Consider the following 16,184-nt stretch of genomic DNA (forward strand, 5'->3'; position numbering starts at 1 on the left):
CATGACGACGCGCGCCCTGTCCCTGCCCTCCCCAGACGCCACCTGCGCGCTGGCCGCCACGCTGGCCCCGCGCCTGCGTCCCGGCGACGTGCTGCTGCTGATCGGCGGCATCGGGGCGGGCAAGACCCATTTCGCCCGCTGCCTGATCCAATCGCTGATGGACGAACCCGAGGATGTGCCCTCGCCCACGTTCACGCTGGTTCAGGTCTACGACGTGCCCACGGGCGAGCTTTGGCACACCGACCTCTACCGCCTCTCGGACCCCGACCAGGTGGTCGAACTGGGGCTGACCGAAGCCTTTGACGAGGCGATCTGCCTCGTCGAATGGCCAGACCGGCTCGAGGATCTCACCCCCGCCGCGGCGCTGACCCTCAGCTTCGAGGTGACCGGCGACGAGACCCGGCGGGTGACGCTCGACTGGCAGGACGCGCGCTGGGACAGCCGCCTGGAGGGGCTTTCGTGAAAGAATTTCTGCTCACTGCGGGCTGGAGCGATGCCGTGGCGCAGCCGCTCGCCGGCGACGCCTCGTCGCGCCGCTATACCCGTCTGACACGTGGCGCGGAGAGCGCCATCCTGATGGACGACCCCGAGGGCGACGTGGCGCTCTTTGCCCGGCTCGCGCGGCACCTGCTGTCGATCGGCCTGAGCGCCCCGCGCGTGCTGGCCGAGGCCCCGGGCCTTCTGCTTTTGGAAGACCTCGGCGACGGGCTGTTGGCGCGGCTCTGTACCGACGTCGAGAGTGAAAAGCGGCTCTATCTCGTGGCAACCGACGCGCTGATCGCCCTGCACCGGCACGCCCCGCCCGAGAATTTGCCCGTGGCCGACGCCGCGCACCTGTCGCAGATCACCGGCCTCGCCTTCGACGCCTACGTGCCCGGCACGGGTGCGCCGCAGGACCCGCAAACCCGCGACGCGGTCATCGCCGCGCTGCACGATCTGATCGCCGAGCACGCGCCGGAAACAGACGTGATGATCCTGCGCGACTATCACGCCGAGAACATCCTCTGGCTGCCCGGGCGCGATGGCGCCGCACGGGCCGGGCTTCTCGATTTCCAGGACGCGCTCAAGGGGCCCCGCGCCTACGACCTGATCTCGCTGATCCGCGACGCGCGCCGGGACGTCTCCGCCGAGACCGCCGAGGCCTGCATCAGGCACTATCTCGGGGAAACCGGCGCCGACGAGACCCGCTTCCGCAGCGCGCTGGCCGTGCTCGGGGTACAGCGCAGCCTGCGCATCCTCGGGATCTTCGCCTCGCTCGCCAAGACCCGCGGCAAGCCGCAGTACATCGACCTGATCCCGCGCGTCTGGGGCAACCTGCAGACCGATTTGGCGCATCCCGCCGTGGCCGAGCTGCGCGCCCTGCTTGCCCGCTCCCTGCCCGCGCCCACGCCCGAGACACTCGAAAGGCTGAAATCCTGATGCCCCACGCCGTGATGCTCTTTGCCGCGGGCTTCGGCACGCGCATGGGCGCGCTCACCGCCGACCGTCCCAAGCCGCTGATCGAGGTCGCCGGAAAGCCGCTGCTCGACCACGCGCTGGCGCTGACGACCGGCCTGCCCACCCGCATCGTGAATGCCCATTACCGCGCCGAACAGGTCGCAGCGCATCTCGACCGCAGCGGGGTCGTCGTCTCGGTCGAACAGCCGGAGATCCTCGACACCGGCGGCGGGCTGCGCCATGCGCTGCCGCTCTTGGGGCCGGAGCCGGTCTTCACGCTCAACACCGATGCCGTCTGGGCCGGGCCCAACCCGCTGGACCTTCTGGCCGAGGCCTGGGATCCCGCCCGCATGGACGCGCTGCTGCTCTGCGTGCCGCTGGCCCGCGCCGTGGGCCGCAAGGGTGCGGGTGACTTTACCCTGCAAGACGATGGCCAGCTGCGATGGAAAGGCGATCACGTCTACACCGGCGCGCAGATCATCAAGACCGAGCTGCTCGCCGAGGTGCCCGAGGAGGTGTTCTCGCTGCGCCTGCTCTGGCAGCGGATGGGCAACGAGGGCCGCCTGCACGGACTCGACTACCCCGGCCACTGGGCCGATGTCGGCCACCCCGAGGGCATCACGCTTGCCGAAGAGATGCTGGCCCGCCATGTTTGAGCCCTCCGGCAGCCCCCGCGTCTTTGGCCTCGCCCCCGGCGTCGACTTCCCCGCCGCGCTGGTCGCCGGTCTGCGCGACCGCATGGCAGGCCGCCCGCCCGAGGAGATGGCTGGCGTCGAGCTGATCCTCAACACCAGCCGCATGGCGCGGCGGGTGAAGGCGATCTTCGATCAAGGGCCCGCGACCCTGCTGCCGCGCATCCGCCTGCTCACCGACATGGCCGACCCCGCCGCGCTGCGCGACCTGCCCGCGCCGGTACCGCCGCTGCGCCGCAGGCTCGAACTCACGGGATTGGTGTCGAAACTGCTCGACGCGCAGCCCGATCTTGCCCCCCCGCGCCGCGCTCTTCGATCTCGCCGACAGCCTCGCCACGCTGATGGACGAGATGCAGGACGAGGGTGTCTCCCCGGACCAGATCGCCGCGCTCGACGTCAGCGACGAATCCGGCCACTGGCAGCGCGCGCTCAGCTTCCTGAACATCGTGCAGCGCTACTTCGAGCAGGGCGAAGAGGCGCCGGACACCATCGCCTTCCGCCGCTACGCGCTGGAAGAGAGACTGAAACGCTGGCAAGAGACCCCGCCTGAGCACCCGGTGATCCTTGCCGGCTCCACCGGCTCACGCGGGGGTACGCATCGGCTGATGTGCGCGGTCTCGCGACTGCCGCAAGGCGCGCTGGTGCTGCCCGGCTATGATTTCGACATGCCCGGGCCCGTGTGGGGTGGGCTCACCGATGCACTCTCGGGCGAGGACCACCCGCAGTTCCGCTTTGCAAGGCTGCTGCACGAGCTTGCGCTCGATCCGGTGACACTGCCGCATTGGCACGACCAACCTGCGCCCAGCGCCACGCGCAACCGGCTGGTCTCGCTCGCCCTGCGCCCCGCGCCGGTCACCGACCAGTGGCGCTCGGAGGGGGTGCACCTGCCCGAGCTGACCGAGGCAACCGAAAAGCTCACGCTGGTCGAGGCCAACTCCAAGCGCGAGGAGGCCATGGCCATCGCGCTGCGACTGCGGCAGGCGGCGGAAGAGGGCACCACGGCGGCGCTGATCACCCCCGACCGGATGCTGACGCGGCAGGTGACGGCGGCGCTCGACCGCTGGGACATCGTGCCCGACGACAGCGCCGGCATCCCGCTGCAGCTGACCCCGCCGGGCCGGTTCCTGCGGCAGGTGGCGGCGCTCTTTCAGCGCGATCTGACCGCCGAGAGCCTGCTGTCGCTCCTGAAGCACCCGCTGACCCACAGCGGATCGGAGCGCAACACCCACCTGCGCGCCACCCGCGAACTTGAACTGCACATCCGCAAGAAAAGCTGGCCCTTCCCGCAGCCCGAACTGATCGAGGCCTGGGGCGAAGCCGAGGGCTTCCCCGACTGGGCGCATTGGGTCGCCGAGACCTTCTGCCAGCCGCCGCTTCATGGCACGCAGGCGCTGAGCGACTGGCTGATGATTCACGTGGAACGCGCCGAGGCCATCGCTTCGGGCCCTGCAAAGGGCGACTCCGAGCTCTGGAAGGAAGGCGCGGGCCGCAAGGCGCGGCAGGTGGTCGCCGAACTCGAGGGCGAGGCCAGCCATGGCACCGATCTCGACGCCCGCGACTATGCCGATCTGTTTGGCGCGATCCTCGCCAAGGGCGAGCTTCGCGATCGCGACGCACCGCACCCGCATATCCTGATCTGGGGCACGCTCGAGGCCCGCGTCATGGGCGCCGAGCTGCTGATCCTCGGCGGGCTCAACGAGGGCAGCTGGCCGGAAATCCCCGGCGCAGACCCGTGGCTGAACCGCCGCATGCGGCACAAGGCCGGGCTCCTGCTGCCCGAGCGGCGCATCGGTCTTGCCGCGCATGACTTCCAGCAGGCGGTCGCCGCCGACGAGGTCTGGATCACCCGCGCGCTGAAATCCGACGATGCCGAGACGGTGCCCGCCCGCTGGGTGAACCGCCTGATGAACCTGATGAACGGCCTGCCCGCGAAACAGGGCCCCGACGCGCTGAAGGCCATGCAGGCGCGCGGGCGTCACTGGCTGGCGCTGGCGCGGCAGGTCGAGGCACCGATCAAGGCGCCCTCGGCCGCCCGCCCCTCGCCGGTGCCGCCGGTCGCGGCGCGGCCAAGGCAGCTCTCGGTCACCGAGATCAAGACGCTGATCCGCGACCCTTACGCCATCTACGCCAAGCGCGTCCTGCGGCTGCGCCCGCTCAACCCGCTGCAACGTGCGCCTGACGCCTTGCTGCGCGGCATCCTCATCCACCAGGTGTTCGAGGAATTCGTGCGCGAAACCGTCTCTGATCCGGGGCTTCTGACCGCCGAGGCGCTGCGCGCCAAGGCCGCGACGGTGATCGGCGACCCCGCGGTGCTGCCCTTCCCGGTGACCCGCCATGTCTGGCAGTCGCGCATCTCGCGTATCGCCGAGTGGTTCACCCGCACCGAGACCGCACGCCAGCAGATCGCCCGCCCGGCACATTTCGAGACCAGCGGCTCGAGCGACATCGCGTCCCTCGGCTTCACCCTCAAGGGCACCGCCGACCGGATCGACATCGACGAGAAGGGCAACGCCCATCTCTACGACTACAAGACCGGCCCCGCCCCAACCGCCAAGCAGCAGAAGAATTTCGACAAGCAGCTCTTGCTGGAAGCGGCGATGGTCGAGCGCGGCGCCTTCCCGAACCTGCACCCGCGCCACGCCGCGCGGGCCGTCTTCGTCTCTGTCTCGGCCAATCCCAACGAGGTCGAGGCGCCGCTCGACGAGGTGCCCCCCGCCAAGGTCTGGAGCCAGTTCGAGACCCTGATGACCCGCTGGTTCGAGCCGGATCGCGGCTATACCGCCCGCGCCGCCATGCTCAGCGAGAACGATTTTTCCGACTACGACCACCTCTCGCGTTTCGGCGAATGGGACGTGATCGACGCCGCCGAACGGGAGATGCTGGAATGAGCCGCAACGAGGCCAGCGAAAAGCAGGTCGAGGCCGCCCGCCCCGATGCCTCCACATGGCTCGCCGCCAACGCGGGTTCAGGCAAGACCCGCGTGCTCACCGACCGCGTGGCCCGGCTGCTGCTCGACGAGGTACTGCCCGAGCACATCCTTTGCCTGACCTACACCAAGGCCGCCGCCACCGAGATGCAGAACCGGCTGTTCAAGCGGCTCGGGGCCTGGGCGATGCTCGACGACGACCAGCTCATCGGCGAGCTGCGCCAGCTCGGCCTCGACGGCGCGCTGCCGCCCGAGCGGCTGCGCCAGGCCCGCACGCTCTTTGCCCGCGCCATCGAGACGCCCGGCGGCCTGCGCATCCAGACCATCCACTCCTTCTGCGCGAGCCTGCTGCGGCGTTTTCCGCTCGAGGCCGGGGTCTCGCCGCAGTTCACCGAGATGGAGGACCGCTCCGCAGAGATGCTGCGCGCCGAGGTGCTGGAACGCATGGCAGAGGGCCGTGATGCTTGGCTGGTCGAGGCCATGGCCCCCTTCCTCGGCGAACAGCCCGAAGCACTGCTGGCCGAGCTTTGCGGGCGCAAGGCGGCCTTCTTGCCGCCGCGCAGCCCCGAAGACATCCGCGCGCTCTACGGGCTGCCCGGTGACATGGACGAGGATGCGGTTCTGGCCGAGGTCTTCCTTGGCAGCGAAAGCGACCTCATCTCCCGGGTGATCCCGGTGCTGAAGGCGGGCAAGAGCACCGACCAGGGCGCAGCGGCCAAGCTCGAGCGCTTCACCGGGCCGGACATGGCCGGCATGCTGGCGCTCGAAGACGCGCTGCTCACCCAGAAGGGCACGATCAGCAGCCGCGTGCCGACCAAGGACAGCAAGCAGGCGCTCGGTCCCGACGCGCCGCGGCTGGAACAGCTGGCGCAGCGGGTCGAAAGTGCCCGCGAAAGCCGCCTCGCGGTCGAGGCGGTGAAGCGCGAGATCACCCTGCACCGCTTCGCGCAGGTCTTCCTGCCCGCCTACGAGGCCGAGAAGATGCGCCGCGGCTGGCTCGATTTCGACGACCTCGTGGTGCGTGCCCGCGACCTCCTGGCCGACGACCGGGTCGCCGACTGGGTGCTCTACCGGCTCGACGGCGGCATCGACCACATCCTCGTCGACGAGGCGCAGGACACCAGCCCGGTGCAATGGCAGGTGATCGAACGGCTCGCGCGCGAGTTCACCTCGGGCGAGGGCGCGCGCGGCGACGTGCGGCGGACGATCTTCGTGGTGGGCGACAAGAAGCAGTCGATTTACTCCTTCCAGGGCGCCGACCCGCGCGAGTTCGACCGCATGTGCGACGATTTCGCCGAACGGCTGCAGGGCACCGAGGCGCCGCTGTCACGGATGATGCTGGAATATTCCTTCCGCTCCGCCGGGCCGGTGCTGAAGCTGGTCGACGCCACCTTCGAGGGCCGCGAGGAGTCGGGCTTTTCCCCGGAACAGAGACACAAGGCGTTCAAATCCGAGATGCCGGGCCGGGTCGATCTCTGGCCCCATATCGAGCCCGCCAAGGAGGAAGAGGACGACGCCGAGTGGTACGAGCCGGTCGACCGGGTCGGCGCGCAGCATCACACGGTGCGGCTGGCCAACCGCATCGCGGGCTTCATTGCCGAGACCATCGGCAAGCCGCTGCCCGTCGAGATCGGCTTCTCGGGCCAGTACAAGGCCCGCCCCGCCCATGCCGGCGACTTCCTGATCCTCGTGCGGCGGCGCGGCACGCTCTTCACCGAGATCATCCGCGCCATCAAGGCGCGCGGGTTGCCCATCGCAGGGGCCGACCGGCTGAAGGTCATGTCGGAACTGGCGGTGAAGGACATCGGCGCGCTGCTGGCCTTCCTCGCCACCCCGGAGGACGACCTCTCGCTCGCCACCGCGCTGCGCTCGCCGCTCTTCGGGCTGACCGAGAAGGCGCTGTTCGACCTCGCGCACGACCGCAAGCCCGGCAGCTATCTCTGGGTCGCCCTGCGCGAGCGGCGCGAGGAGTTTCCCGCCGTGCTGCGGGTGATGGACGACCTGCTCGGCAAGACCGACTTCCTGCGCCCCTACGACCTGATCGAGCGCATCCTGACCCGCCACCGCGGCCGCCAGAAGCTGCTCGGCCGGCTTGGCGAAGAGGCCGAGGACGGGATCAACGCGCTGCTGCAACAGGCGCTGGCCTACGAGCAGAGCACCGTGCCCTCTCTCACCGGCTTCCTCGAGTGGATGCAGTCCGACGATCTCGAGATCAAGCGCGCCCCAGACAGCGCCGGGGCGCGGATCCGGGTGATGACGGTGCATGGCTCGAAGGGGCTGGAAGCGCCGATCGTGATCCTGCCCGACTGCGCCCAGCCCACCAAGACCATCCGCGAGCGCCTCCTGCCCGCCGGGGAGGGCGAGACCGCAGGCATGGTCTGGCAATCCAGCGCCGCGTCGCAGCCGCAGGTGCAGGCCGAGGCGCTGGAGCGTGCCAAGGCCGCCGCCGAGCGCGAGCGCGACCGGCTGCTCTACGTCGCCCTGACCCGCGCCGAGAAATGGCTGGTGGTCGCCGCCGCCGGGAACCTCGGCAAGGACGGCAGCGCCTGGTTCGACCAGGTGCAAAAGGGCATGGAGCGCGCCGGGGCGGAGACGGTCGGCTACGATTTCGGAAGGTGGGGCTCGGGCGAGGGCCTGCGGCTCGGTCAGGCGGACTGGTCGCACCTGCCCTTCGAGCAGGTCACGGCGCAGGCCCCGGTTCTGCCCGAGCTGGAGCCGCACCTGCTGACCCCCGCGCCCCTGCCCGCGCCGCCTCCCGAGAGCCGCTCGCCCTCGGACCTCGGCGGTGCCAAGGCGCTCTCCGGGATAGAAGGGCTCGACGAGGAAGAAGCCAAGCTGCGCGGCACGGTGCTGCACCTGCTGCTCGAACATCTCGCCCCGCTCGATGCCGCCGCGCGGGCCGAGGCCGTGCCGCATGTGCTGACGCTCGCCGAGGAGCTGCCCGAGGAAACCGAGACCATCGTCGCCGAGGCGCTCGCGGTGCTCGGCGCGCCGACGCTGACCCCCGTCTTTGCCGTCGACGCCCTCGCCGAAGTGCCGATTTCCGCCGAGATAGAGCCTTTGGGCCGCATTCACGGGGTCATTGACCGGCTGCTGGTCACCCCCGAAAAGGTCATCGCGCTCGACTTCAAGTCGAACCGCACCGTGCCCGGTTCCCCCGCCGATGTGCCCGAGGGCCTGCTGCGCCAGATGGGCGCCTATGCCGCCGCCTTGACGCAGGTTTTCCCGGGGCGCAGCATCGAAACCGGACTGGTCTGGACCGCCACGCAGGAACTGATGGTCCTGCCACACGATCTGGTGTCTGCGGCCCTTTCGAGAACTACACCAACTTGACGACTCCCCGGGGGGTGCCTACCTTCGCCCCCCGAACACCGGGTGCGCCTCTGCCGCGCGCCCTGCTGCCAAACCCCTGCCAAGGAGACCTCCCATGGCCACCGTCCCCGTCACCGACGCGACCTTCGACGAAGAAGTGAAGAACTCCGACATCCCCGTTGTGGTGGATTTCTGGGCCGAATGGTGCGGCCCCTGCAAGCAGATCGGCCCGGCACTCGAAGAGCTGGCCGCCGAGTATGAAGGCAAGATCAAGATCGCCAAGGTCGATGTCGACCAGAACCCGAACACCGCCGCCATGATGGGCGTGCGCGGCATCCCCGCGCTGTTCATCTTCAAGGACGGCCAGGTGATCTCGAACCGCGCCGGCGCCGCCCCCAAGGCCTCGCTGGCAAGCTGGATCAACGAGTCGATCTGAGCCTTCGGCACTTGCGAATTCGCGAAATGCGCCTCCCGAGCGGAGGCGCATTTTTCTTTGTGCCGCACCAAGCTCAGAGGCCGGGAAACACCCGCCCCGCCAGCGCCTGCACCCCGGCCCAGCGCCGCGCCTGTGCAGGGCCGCGGTCCTCGGCCTTCGCCGGCAGCCCCCACCATTCTGCCAACACCCGGTTGCGCAACAGGAGTTGGACCGAAGGGTCCTCCGCCGGGACAAGCCCGTAGCCCTCGAAGAAGGCACCTTGCACCTCGGGCGGCAGCACCTCGCCCTCGGGGATGGCTGCTTTCGGTGCATGCAGAATGGCGTAATCCCCCAGGAGCCGGGCGATGTCGTGCCCCACGGGCACCACGCGCCCCCCCGGCGAAATCGAGGCCCCAGCAGCGCCTTTCATCCATCACGACGTTGCGCAGGTGCAGATCGCCATGGGTCTGCGCGGTGATCGTCTCGCGCCCTTCGTACAGGGCCTGATCCGCGCAGAACGCCCCGGCGCAGGCGAGGAAGCGCTGCGGGTCCGCCACCCGCCGCTCGCCCGAAACAACCTCCGCGATCACCCCGCGCAGGAACCGCAGCGTGTGCCTCGGCTGGAACACCCGCCGCTCGCCGGAGAGCGCCCGATGGAAGCCGTCCATCCACGCCCCCGCCCGCGAAAGCAGCGCCCCCTGCGCGGCCAGCGGCGCGCCCTCCAGCAGCCCCGACAGCGGCCGGGCCTCGAGATACGCCATGACGCAGGCCCTCCGCGCGACATCAAACGCCAGTACCTCCGGCACGCCCCGCGCATAGACCTCCTGCACCGCCAGATGCGCGGCCATGGCGGCCGCGAACTTCTCCGGGTCCTCCGGCCGCGCCTCGTGCTTCATGACCAGTCGCGCGCCACCGGGCCCCTCCATCCTCAGCAGGATCCGCGCCACCCGCCCATCCTCGCGCCGGGCCAGCGGGGCGGCGCGCCAAGACGCGGGGTCAAGCCCCAGCTCCCGGGCAAGAACCGGCCAATGCGCCAGCGCCGCCGCCGCCAAATCCCCCGCGATCATTCCCATTTCCTGCCCCCTGCGCTATCTGCCCCAGCAAGGGCGGCGCCTTGCGGGGGGACATCTGAGCCCCCATATGGCGCCCAGCAAGAAAGGAAAGACAATGTCCGATCAGGAATTTCCGGGCTGGCACGGCACCACGATCATCGGCGTCCGCAAGGGCGGCCGGGTGGTCGTCGCGGGTGACGGGCAGGTGAGCCTCGGCCAGACCGTCATCAAGGGCACCGCGCGCAAGGTGCGTCGGCTGGCGCCCGGCGGTCACGAGGTGGTCTGCGGCTTCGCCGGCTCCACCGCCGATGCCTTCACCCTGCTCGAGCGGCTGGAGGGCAAGCTCGAGAAATCCCCCGGCCAGTTGCAGCGCGCCTGCGTCGATCTCGCCAAGGACTGGCGCACCGACAAGTACCTGCAGAAACTCGAGGCGATGCTGATCGTCACCGACGGCCGCGAGCTCTATGTCATCACCGGCGCCGGTGACGTGCTCGAGCCCGAGCATGACATCGCCGCCATCGGCTCCGGCGGCAACTTCGCCCTCGCCGCCGCGCGCGGGCTCTACGACTACGAGGAAGACGCCGAGAAGATCGCCCGCCGGGCCATGGCAATCGCCTCCGACATCTGCGTCTACACCAACGGCAAGCTGACCGTTGAGACCATTTCGGCTTGAAACAGAGCCTGAAAGGACGACCATGACTGACCTGACACCCCGGGAGATCGTCTCGGAACTCGACCGCTTCATCATCGGCCAGCAGGACGCCAAGCGCGCCGTGGCCGTGGCTCTGCGCAACCGCTGGCGCCGCAAGCAGCTGAGCGCCGACCTGCGCGACGAGGTCTACCCCAAGAACATCCTGATGATCGGCCCGACCGGCGTCGGCAAGACCGAGATCTCGCGCCGCCTTGCCAAGCTCGCTCGCGCGCCCTTCATCAAGGTCGAGGCGACCAAGTTCACCGAAGTGGGCTACGTCGGCCGCGACGTCGAGCAGATCATCCGTGACCTCGTCGATGCCTCGATCGTGCAGACCCGCGAGTGGATGCGCGAGGACGTGAAGGCCGCCGCCCACAAGAACGCCGAGGAGCGTGTGGTCTCTGCGATCGCCGGCGAGGACGCGCGCGAAGGCACCCGCGAGATGTTCCGCAAGAAGCTCAAGAGCGGCGAGCTCGACGACACGGTGATCGAGCTCGACGTGGCCGAGACCGCCTCGCCCTTCCCGATGATGGAGATCCCCGGCCAGCCCGGCCAGAACATGGGGATGATGAACCTCGGCGACATCTTCGGCAAAGCCTTCGGCGGGCGCACCACGCGCAAGAAGATGACCGTGGCCGAAAGCTACGAGGTGCTGATCTCGGAAGAAGCCGACAAGCTGCTCGACGACGAGCAGGTCAAGCTCGCCGCCATCGAGGCGGTGGAGCAGAACGGCATCGTCTTCCTCGACGAGATCGACAAGGTCGCGGCGCGGCAGGAAGCCCGCGGCGGTGACGTGTCGCGTGAGGGCGTGCAGCGCGATCTGCTGCCGCTGATCGAGGGCACCACCGTCAGCACGAAGCATGGCGCGGTGAAGACCGACCACATCCTCTTCATCGCCTCGGGCGCCTTCCACATCGCCAAGCCCTCGGACCTGCTGCCGGAGCTGCAAGGGCGCCTGCCGATCCGGGTGAACCTGCGGGCGCTGACCGAAGAGGATTTCGTCCGCATCCTGACCGAGACCGACAACGCCCTCACCCGCCAGTACACGGCGCTGATGGCGACCGAGGAGGTCACCGTCAGCTTCACCGAGGAAGGCATCCACGCGCTGGCGAAGATTGCCGCCGAGGTCAACGAGAGCGTCGAGAACATCGGCGCGCGGCGGCTCTACACGGTGATGGAGCGGGTTTTCGAAGAGCTGAGCTTCACGGCACCCGACCAGCCGGGCACCTCGATCACCGTCGACGAGGGTTTCGTCGAGAAGCACCTCGGCGAGCTCACCCGCTCGACGGACCTCAGCCGCTACGTGCTCTGACACGCCGGATGCGGGGGGTCCGGTCCCCCGCACCGAACATCCCTGCGGGGGGCCAGCCCCCCGCACCCCCCGGCGTATTTTCAAAGAGAAGAAGGGCGGCGCACCCGCGGCTTCTTCTCTTTCCAAATACGCCCGCCGGAGGCCTCCGGCCTCTACCGCCCCGCGCCTTCCCCGGATATGTTCGCGCCAACATTCCAAGGAGGACGCCCCCGATGAAACGCTCCCACGTCAACGAGATCCTGCGCGCCAGTGACGCGTTCATCCGCAGCCACGGCTACACCCTGCCGCCTTTCGCCTACCTCACACCCGAGGGGCTGAAGAAATCCGAGCACGGCGAGATCAAGCGCCGCCGCATGGGCTGGGACGTGACGGATTACGGCGGCGGGAACTTCGATGAGCTGGGGCTCTTCCTCTTCACCACGCGCAACGGGCTCAATGCCGATCTCGGCCAGCGCAGCGCCATGCTCTACGCCGAGAAGATCATGATCTCGCGGCAGAACCAGCTCAGCCCGATGCACCGGCACGACCTCAAGGTCGAGGACATCATCAACCGCGGCGGCGGCACGCTGGTGCTCGAGCTCTTCACCGCCACCCCGGGCGGCGAGATCGACCGCGACGCCGAGGTCACCGTGCTCTGCGACGGCATGGAGCGCACCCTGCCCGCGGGCGGCCATCTGAAGCTGGACCCGGGCGAGTCGGTGACACTCTTCCCGACCACCTGGCACGCCTTCTGGGGCGAGGGCAGCGACGTGCTGATTGGCGAGGTCTCCACGGTGAACGACGATCTTACGGACAATATCTTCGCCGAGCCGCTGGGGCGGTTCTCGCAGATCGAGGAAGACGAGGCGCCGCTGCACCTGCTGGTGTCGGATTACGACGACAGGCTCTGAACCGGGGCCAAGGCCACCTCAGGCCATCCACCACCGCTCGGCCATGCGCGAATCGTCCATCGCGCGCATGGCCCCCACGCGCTTCGGCGTGGAGATGCGCGCCGAATGCGCCTGCAGGTGGTTGGCGTACATCGGCAGGATCAGTCCGCCCTCGTCGCGGCTGATCTGCTGCATCTCGGCGTAGAGCTCGGCGCGACGGGCAGAGTCGAACTCGGCACGCGCCTCGCGCAGCAGCGCGCCGAAGCGGCCCGAGCCGCCACGGGTGGCATTCCACGGCGCCGCTTCGGTCAGAACGGTCGAGAAGGCCCAATCCTCGGTGGCCCGGCCGGACCAGCCACCGGGCCGGAATGCGGCGCTGTCACGCGGCCAGCTCGTCTCGGACGGCAGCTGGCGCAGCTCCAGCGTGATGCCTGCCTGCGCCGCGCTCTCGCGGTAGAGCACGGCGGCGCGGGTCGCGCCGTCGAAGGCCGCCTCGGAGACCAGCATCGGCAGGGCGATTCCCTCGTGGCCCGCCTGCGCGAGGTGCCAGCGGGCGCGGTCCGGATCGAAGCCCCGCGGCTCCAGCGCGGCGAAATAGGGGTTGGCGGGGCCGATCGGGCTGTCCTGCCCGATGCTGCCGTGACCATGGAGGATCTCCGCCACCATCGCCTCGCGGTCCACCGCGGCCTTCAGCGCCTGCCGCAGGTGCGGATCGGCGAAGGGCGCGAGGTCGGTGCGCAGCGCAAAGCCGTAGTGCTGGTTGCCGGCGAGGCTCTGCACCGTGAAGCGCGGCTCGGCCTGCAGTGCCGCGGCGTCAGCGGCGGGCAGGCGGTCGATGGCGTCGACGCGGCCCGAGCGCAGGGCCTCGAGCCGTTCGCGGGGGTCGTTCATGGCGAGGAAATCCACCCCGTCGAACCAGCCCGCGCGACCGTCCTTGTAGTGCTCGGCGACCCGGCGACCGATGAAGCGGCGGCCCGGCTCGAAGCGCTCGACCCGGTAGAGCCCGGTGCCGATGCCGCGCGCCATGGCCTCGGCGATCTGCCGGCGGGGTAGATCAGCAGGTGGTAGTCGGCGAGCAGGTAGGGGAAGTCGGCGTTGCCGGTGGCGAGGGTGAACTGCACCTGATGCGGCGCAGTGGCCCGCATCTCCTCGATCTCGGCGACGATGGGCCGGGCCGGAGAGGCCGCGTCCCGGTGCAGCGCCAGCGAGGCCAGGACATCCTCGGCGCCAAACGCCTTGCCATTGTGGAAGCGCACGCCGGGGCGCAGGTCGAAGGTCCAGACGCGCGCGTCGGGCGAGGCGCTCCAGCCGGTGGCCAGCTCGCCGCGCAGCGCGCCGCCCGCCGCCACCCTCGGTCAGCGTGTCGAAGACCGCGCCCTGCGCCGCGGCGCTCATGAAAAGCCCGGCGTGGCCGCGCGCATCCCAGCTGTCTGTGCCGCGCGCGCGCCAAGCGCGGCACGGAAGTAGCCGCGCGCGTGGCCCCTGCCACGGCCGCGGCCCCGGCCAGTCCCGACGCGCCGAGAACGGCGGCGGCGAGGGCCGATTGCAGCACGCGGCGGCGGCGGATGACGGTCATGATGCGGGGCGCTCCCCTCTGCGGATGTCTCTTTCGGCACCCACTCTGCACGGTGGCCCGTCCGGGTGCAACAGCGGGCCGCTCAAACCTGCGCCATCTCGCGGCACGGTCAGTAGCCGTGACGGTTCGGCAGGCTTTCGAGCAGGGCGATCTGGTCCATCACCCGCACCAATTCGGCGCTGATGCCCGGCTCCGACAGGGCATGTCCGGCGTTGCGCACCATGCGAAGCTCGCCCTCGGGCCAGGCGCGCGACAGCTCCCAGGCACGGCGCGGCGGGCAGATCATGTCGTAGCGGCCCTGCACGATGACCCCGGGGATGCCGCGCAGCTTGTCGACGTTCTTCAGGATCCAGCCGTCCTGCTCGAGGAAGCCCGCGTTGACGAAATAGTGGTTTTCCAGCCGGGCGAAGGCGCGGGCGTATTCCGCCGGGGCCTCGCCGCCATGACCGTTGGAATAGACCGAGGCCAGGGCGTTCTCCCAGCTCGACCAGGCGCGGGCGAAACGAATTTCCTCGCGCAGGTCGCCGGAGAACAGCCGCCGGTGATAGGCACCGACGAGATCGCCGCGCTCCTCCTCGGGAATCAGGCTCTCGAACCGCGCCCAGGTCTCGGGCCAGAACTGGCCGGCGCCACCGCCGTAGAACCAGTCAAGCTCGGCCTGGGTCATCATGAAGACGCCGCGCAGCACCAGCTGGCGCACCCGCTCGGGGTGGCTGATGCCGTAGACCAGCGAAAGCGTCGCGCCCCAGCTGCCGCCGAAGACGATGAATTTCTCGATCTCCAGCGTCTCGCGGATTTTCTCGATGTCGGCGACGAGGTGCCAGGTGGTGTTGTTCTCGACGCTGGCATGGGGTGTGGAGCGCCCGCAGCCGCGCTGGTCGAAGAGCACCACGCGGTAGACATCCGGATCGAAATAACGCCGCATCGCCGGGCTGCAGCCGCCGCCGGGGCCACCGTGCAGCACGATGACCGGAATGCCGGAGGGGTTACCGCATTGTTCGATATAGAGCTTGTGCCCGTCGCCCACGTCGAGCATGCGCTGGTCGAACGGGTCGATCGCGGGATAGAGATGTTGCACTGCGCTCTTTTGGCCCGGGTATTTGTCCATGGAACCTCTATATTGGCTAATGAGCCCAAAAGAAAACGGGATACCTGCACTATGACCCTGACCGTCGATCCGTCCGAAGTCGCCAAGTTCGAAGCCATGGCGGCAGAATGGTGGGACCCGAACGGAAAGTTCAAGCCTCTGCACATGATGAACCCCGTGCGTCTGGAGTATATCACGACGCAGATTGCCGGGGAGTTCGACCGCGACCTTGCGACGCCGCGTCCCTTCGAGGGGCTGCGCATCCTCGACATCGGCTGCGGCGGCGGGCTGCTCTGCGAACCGATGGCGCGGCTCGGCGCCGAGATCGTCGGCGTCGATGCCGCCGAGCGCAACATTCCCGTGGCACAGACCCATGCCGAGCAGTCGGGGCTCGAGATCGACTACCGCTTCTCGACCGCCGAAGCTCTGGCCGAGGCGGGCGAGCAGTTCGACGTGGTGCTGAACATGGAGGTGGTCGAACACGTGGCCGACCCGCAGGTCTACCTGAACGCCTGCCACGACCTGCTGAAGCCTGGCGGGCTGCATCTCTGCTCGACGATCAACCGCAATGCCAAGAGCTTCGCCATGGCCATCGTCGGCGCCGAATGGGTGATGCGCTGGCTGCCCAAGGGCACCCACGACTGGGCCAAGTTCATCACCCCCGACGAGCTCTACGGGCTGATGCGCAAGGCCGGGCTCGAGCCGGTGGACCGCAAGGGCTACGTGTTCAACCCGGTGAGCTGGCGCTGGTCGATCTCGGACCGGGACCTGTCGGTCAACTACGTGACGGCGGCGCTGAAGCCCAAGGGCTGAGC

12 protein-coding genes and 3 pseudogenes are annotated in these 16,184 nt (G+C 69.2%); 10 read left to right on the top strand and 5 right to left on the bottom strand.

Features of this window, described 5'->3' with window-relative positions:
- The first annotated feature begins 1 nt into the window (after position 1).
- The 6 genes and pseudogenes from tsaE to trxA all read left to right on the top strand — a co-directional run bounded on the left by tsaE (position 2) and on the right by trxA (position 8,803).
- Complete coding sequence (tsaE, locus tag CLG85_RS04945; RefSeq protein WP_095884316.1) at positions 2–463, top strand: tRNA (adenosine(37)-N6)-threonylcarbamoyltransferase complex ATPase subunit type 1 TsaE; 462 nt, start codon at positions 2–4, stop codon at positions 461–463.
- Complete coding sequence (locus tag CLG85_RS04950; RefSeq protein ID WP_095884315.1) at positions 460–1,419, top strand: aminoglycoside phosphotransferase family protein; 960 nt, start codon at positions 460–462, stop codon at positions 1,417–1,419. The genes tsaE and CLG85_RS04950 overlap by 4 nt, the downstream gene beginning before the upstream one ends.
- Entirely contained in the window at positions 1,419–2,093 is a 675-nt protein-coding gene (locus CLG85_RS04955; protein ID WP_095884314.1) for a nucleotidyltransferase family protein, read from the top strand. Before CLG85_RS04950 ends, CLG85_RS04955 begins: the two co-directional genes overlap by 1 nt.
- Positions 2,086–5,017 (top strand): annotated as a pseudogene (gene addB / locus CLG85_RS04960) (double-strand break repair protein AddB). The gene CLG85_RS04955 and the pseudogene addB overlap by 8 nt, the downstream one beginning before the upstream one ends.
- Positions 5,014–8,388 (top strand): double-strand break repair helicase AddA, encoded by a 3,375-nt coding sequence (addA, locus tag CLG85_RS04965; RefSeq protein WP_260348520.1) that lies wholly within the window; start codon positions 5,014–5,016, stop codon positions 8,386–8,388. Before addB ends, addA begins: the two are co-directional and overlap by 4 nt.
- A 94-nt stretch (positions 8,389–8,482) precedes the next feature.
- Positions 8,483–8,803 carry a thioredoxin gene (gene trxA / locus CLG85_RS04970; RefSeq protein WP_095881202.1) on the top strand — a complete coding sequence of 107 codons (321 nt, stop codon included), beginning with the start codon at positions 8,483–8,485 and terminating at the stop codon, positions 8,801–8,803.
- A 73-nt stretch (positions 8,804–8,876) separates the two neighbouring features.
- On the opposite strand, the gene CLG85_RS04975 is transcribed toward trxA, so the two are convergent.
- On the bottom strand, positions 8,877–9,170 hold the full coding sequence (locus tag CLG85_RS04975) for a hypothetical protein (protein ID WP_260348522.1): 294 nt from the start codon (positions 9,168–9,170) through the stop codon (positions 8,877–8,879).
- Between the two features lie 88 nt (positions 9,171–9,258).
- A pseudogene (locus CLG85_RS04980) lies at positions 9,259–9,855 on the bottom strand (phosphotransferase); the annotation flags it as partial.
- A 94-nt stretch (positions 9,856–9,949) separates the two neighbouring features.
- Between CLG85_RS04980 and hslV the strand changes: the two are divergent.
- From hslV to CLG85_RS04995, 3 genes are all read left to right on the top strand, one after another.
- Positions 9,950–10,507, top strand: a complete 558-nt coding sequence (gene hslV, locus CLG85_RS04985; protein ID WP_095881204.1) for an ATP-dependent protease subunit HslV — start codon at positions 9,950–9,952, stop codon at positions 10,505–10,507.
- Between the two features lie 22 nt (positions 10,508–10,529).
- Positions 10,530–11,837 carry an ATP-dependent protease ATPase subunit HslU gene (gene hslU / locus CLG85_RS04990; protein WP_095881205.1) on the top strand — a complete coding sequence of 436 codons (1,308 nt, stop codon included), beginning with the start codon at positions 10,530–10,532 and terminating at the stop codon, positions 11,835–11,837.
- Positions 11,838–12,049: 212 nt separating this feature from the next.
- Complete coding sequence (locus CLG85_RS04995) at positions 12,050–12,727, top strand: D-lyxose/D-mannose family sugar isomerase (protein ID WP_095881206.1); 678 nt, start codon at positions 12,050–12,052, stop codon at positions 12,725–12,727.
- A gap of 18 nt (positions 12,728–12,745) precedes the next feature.
- On the opposite strand, the gene CLG85_RS05000 is transcribed toward CLG85_RS04995, so the two are convergent.
- From CLG85_RS05000 to pip, 3 genes and pseudogenes are all read right to left on the bottom strand, one after another.
- Entirely contained in the window at positions 12,746–13,732 is a 987-nt protein-coding gene (locus tag CLG85_RS05000) for an ABC transporter substrate-binding protein (protein WP_260348523.1), read from the bottom strand.
- Positions 13,733–13,815: 83 nt separating this feature from the next.
- Positions 13,816–14,055: pseudogene (locus tag CLG85_RS05005) on the bottom strand (ABC transporter substrate-binding protein); the annotation flags it as partial.
- A gap of 336 nt (positions 14,056–14,391) precedes the next feature.
- Positions 14,392–15,390: a prolyl aminopeptidase gene (pip, locus tag CLG85_RS05010; RefSeq protein ID WP_095882490.1), complete on the bottom strand. Its 999-nt coding sequence runs from the start codon at positions 15,388–15,390 to the stop codon at positions 14,392–14,394.
- Between the two features lie 51 nt (positions 15,391–15,441).
- Between pip and ubiG the strand changes: the two genes are divergently transcribed.
- Positions 15,442–16,182 (top strand): bifunctional 2-polyprenyl-6-hydroxyphenol methylase/3-demethylubiquinol 3-O-methyltransferase UbiG, encoded by a 741-nt coding sequence (ubiG, locus tag CLG85_RS05015; RefSeq protein ID WP_095882489.1) that lies wholly within the window; start codon positions 15,442–15,444, stop codon positions 16,180–16,182.
- Positions 16,183–16,184: the final 2 nt, after the last annotated feature.

Source organism: Alloyangia mangrovi, from assembly GCF_002300555.2.
Classification (GTDB): domain Bacteria; phylum Pseudomonadota; class Alphaproteobacteria; order Rhodobacterales; family Rhodobacteraceae; genus Salipiger; species Salipiger mangrovi.

Excerpts from the sequence above, each read along its gene's own strand:
- tsaE (WP_095884316.1), top strand. The coding sequence starts at position 2 with ATGACGACGCGCGCCCTGTCCCTGCCCTCCCCAGACGCCACCTGCGCG.
- CLG85_RS04955 (WP_095884314.1), top strand. The coding sequence starts at position 1,419 with ATGCCCCACGCCGTGATGCTCTTTGCCGCGGGCTTCGGCACGCGCATG.
- addA (WP_260348520.1), top strand. The coding sequence starts at position 5,014 with ATGAGCCGCAACGAGGCCAGCGAAAAGCAGGTCGAGGCCGCCCGCCCC.
- trxA (WP_095881202.1), top strand. The coding sequence starts at position 8,483 with ATGGCCACCGTCCCCGTCACCGACGCGACCTTCGACGAAGAAGTGAAG.
- hslV (WP_095881204.1), top strand. The coding sequence starts at position 9,950 with ATGTCCGATCAGGAATTTCCGGGCTGGCACGGCACCACGATCATCGGC.
- hslU (WP_095881205.1), top strand. The coding sequence starts at position 10,530 with ATGACTGACCTGACACCCCGGGAGATCGTCTCGGAACTCGACCGCTTC.
- CLG85_RS04995 (WP_095881206.1), top strand. The coding sequence starts at position 12,050 with ATGAAACGCTCCCACGTCAACGAGATCCTGCGCGCCAGTGACGCGTTC.
- CLG85_RS05000 (WP_260348523.1), bottom strand. The coding sequence starts at position 13,732 with ATGGCGCGCGGCATCGGCACCGGGCTCTACCGGGTCGAGCGCTTCGAG.
- pip (WP_095882490.1), bottom strand. The coding sequence starts at position 15,390 with ATGGACAAATACCCGGGCCAAAAGAGCGCAGTGCAACATCTCTATCCC.
- ubiG (WP_095882489.1), top strand. The coding sequence starts at position 15,442 with ATGACCCTGACCGTCGATCCGTCCGAAGTCGCCAAGTTCGAAGCCATG.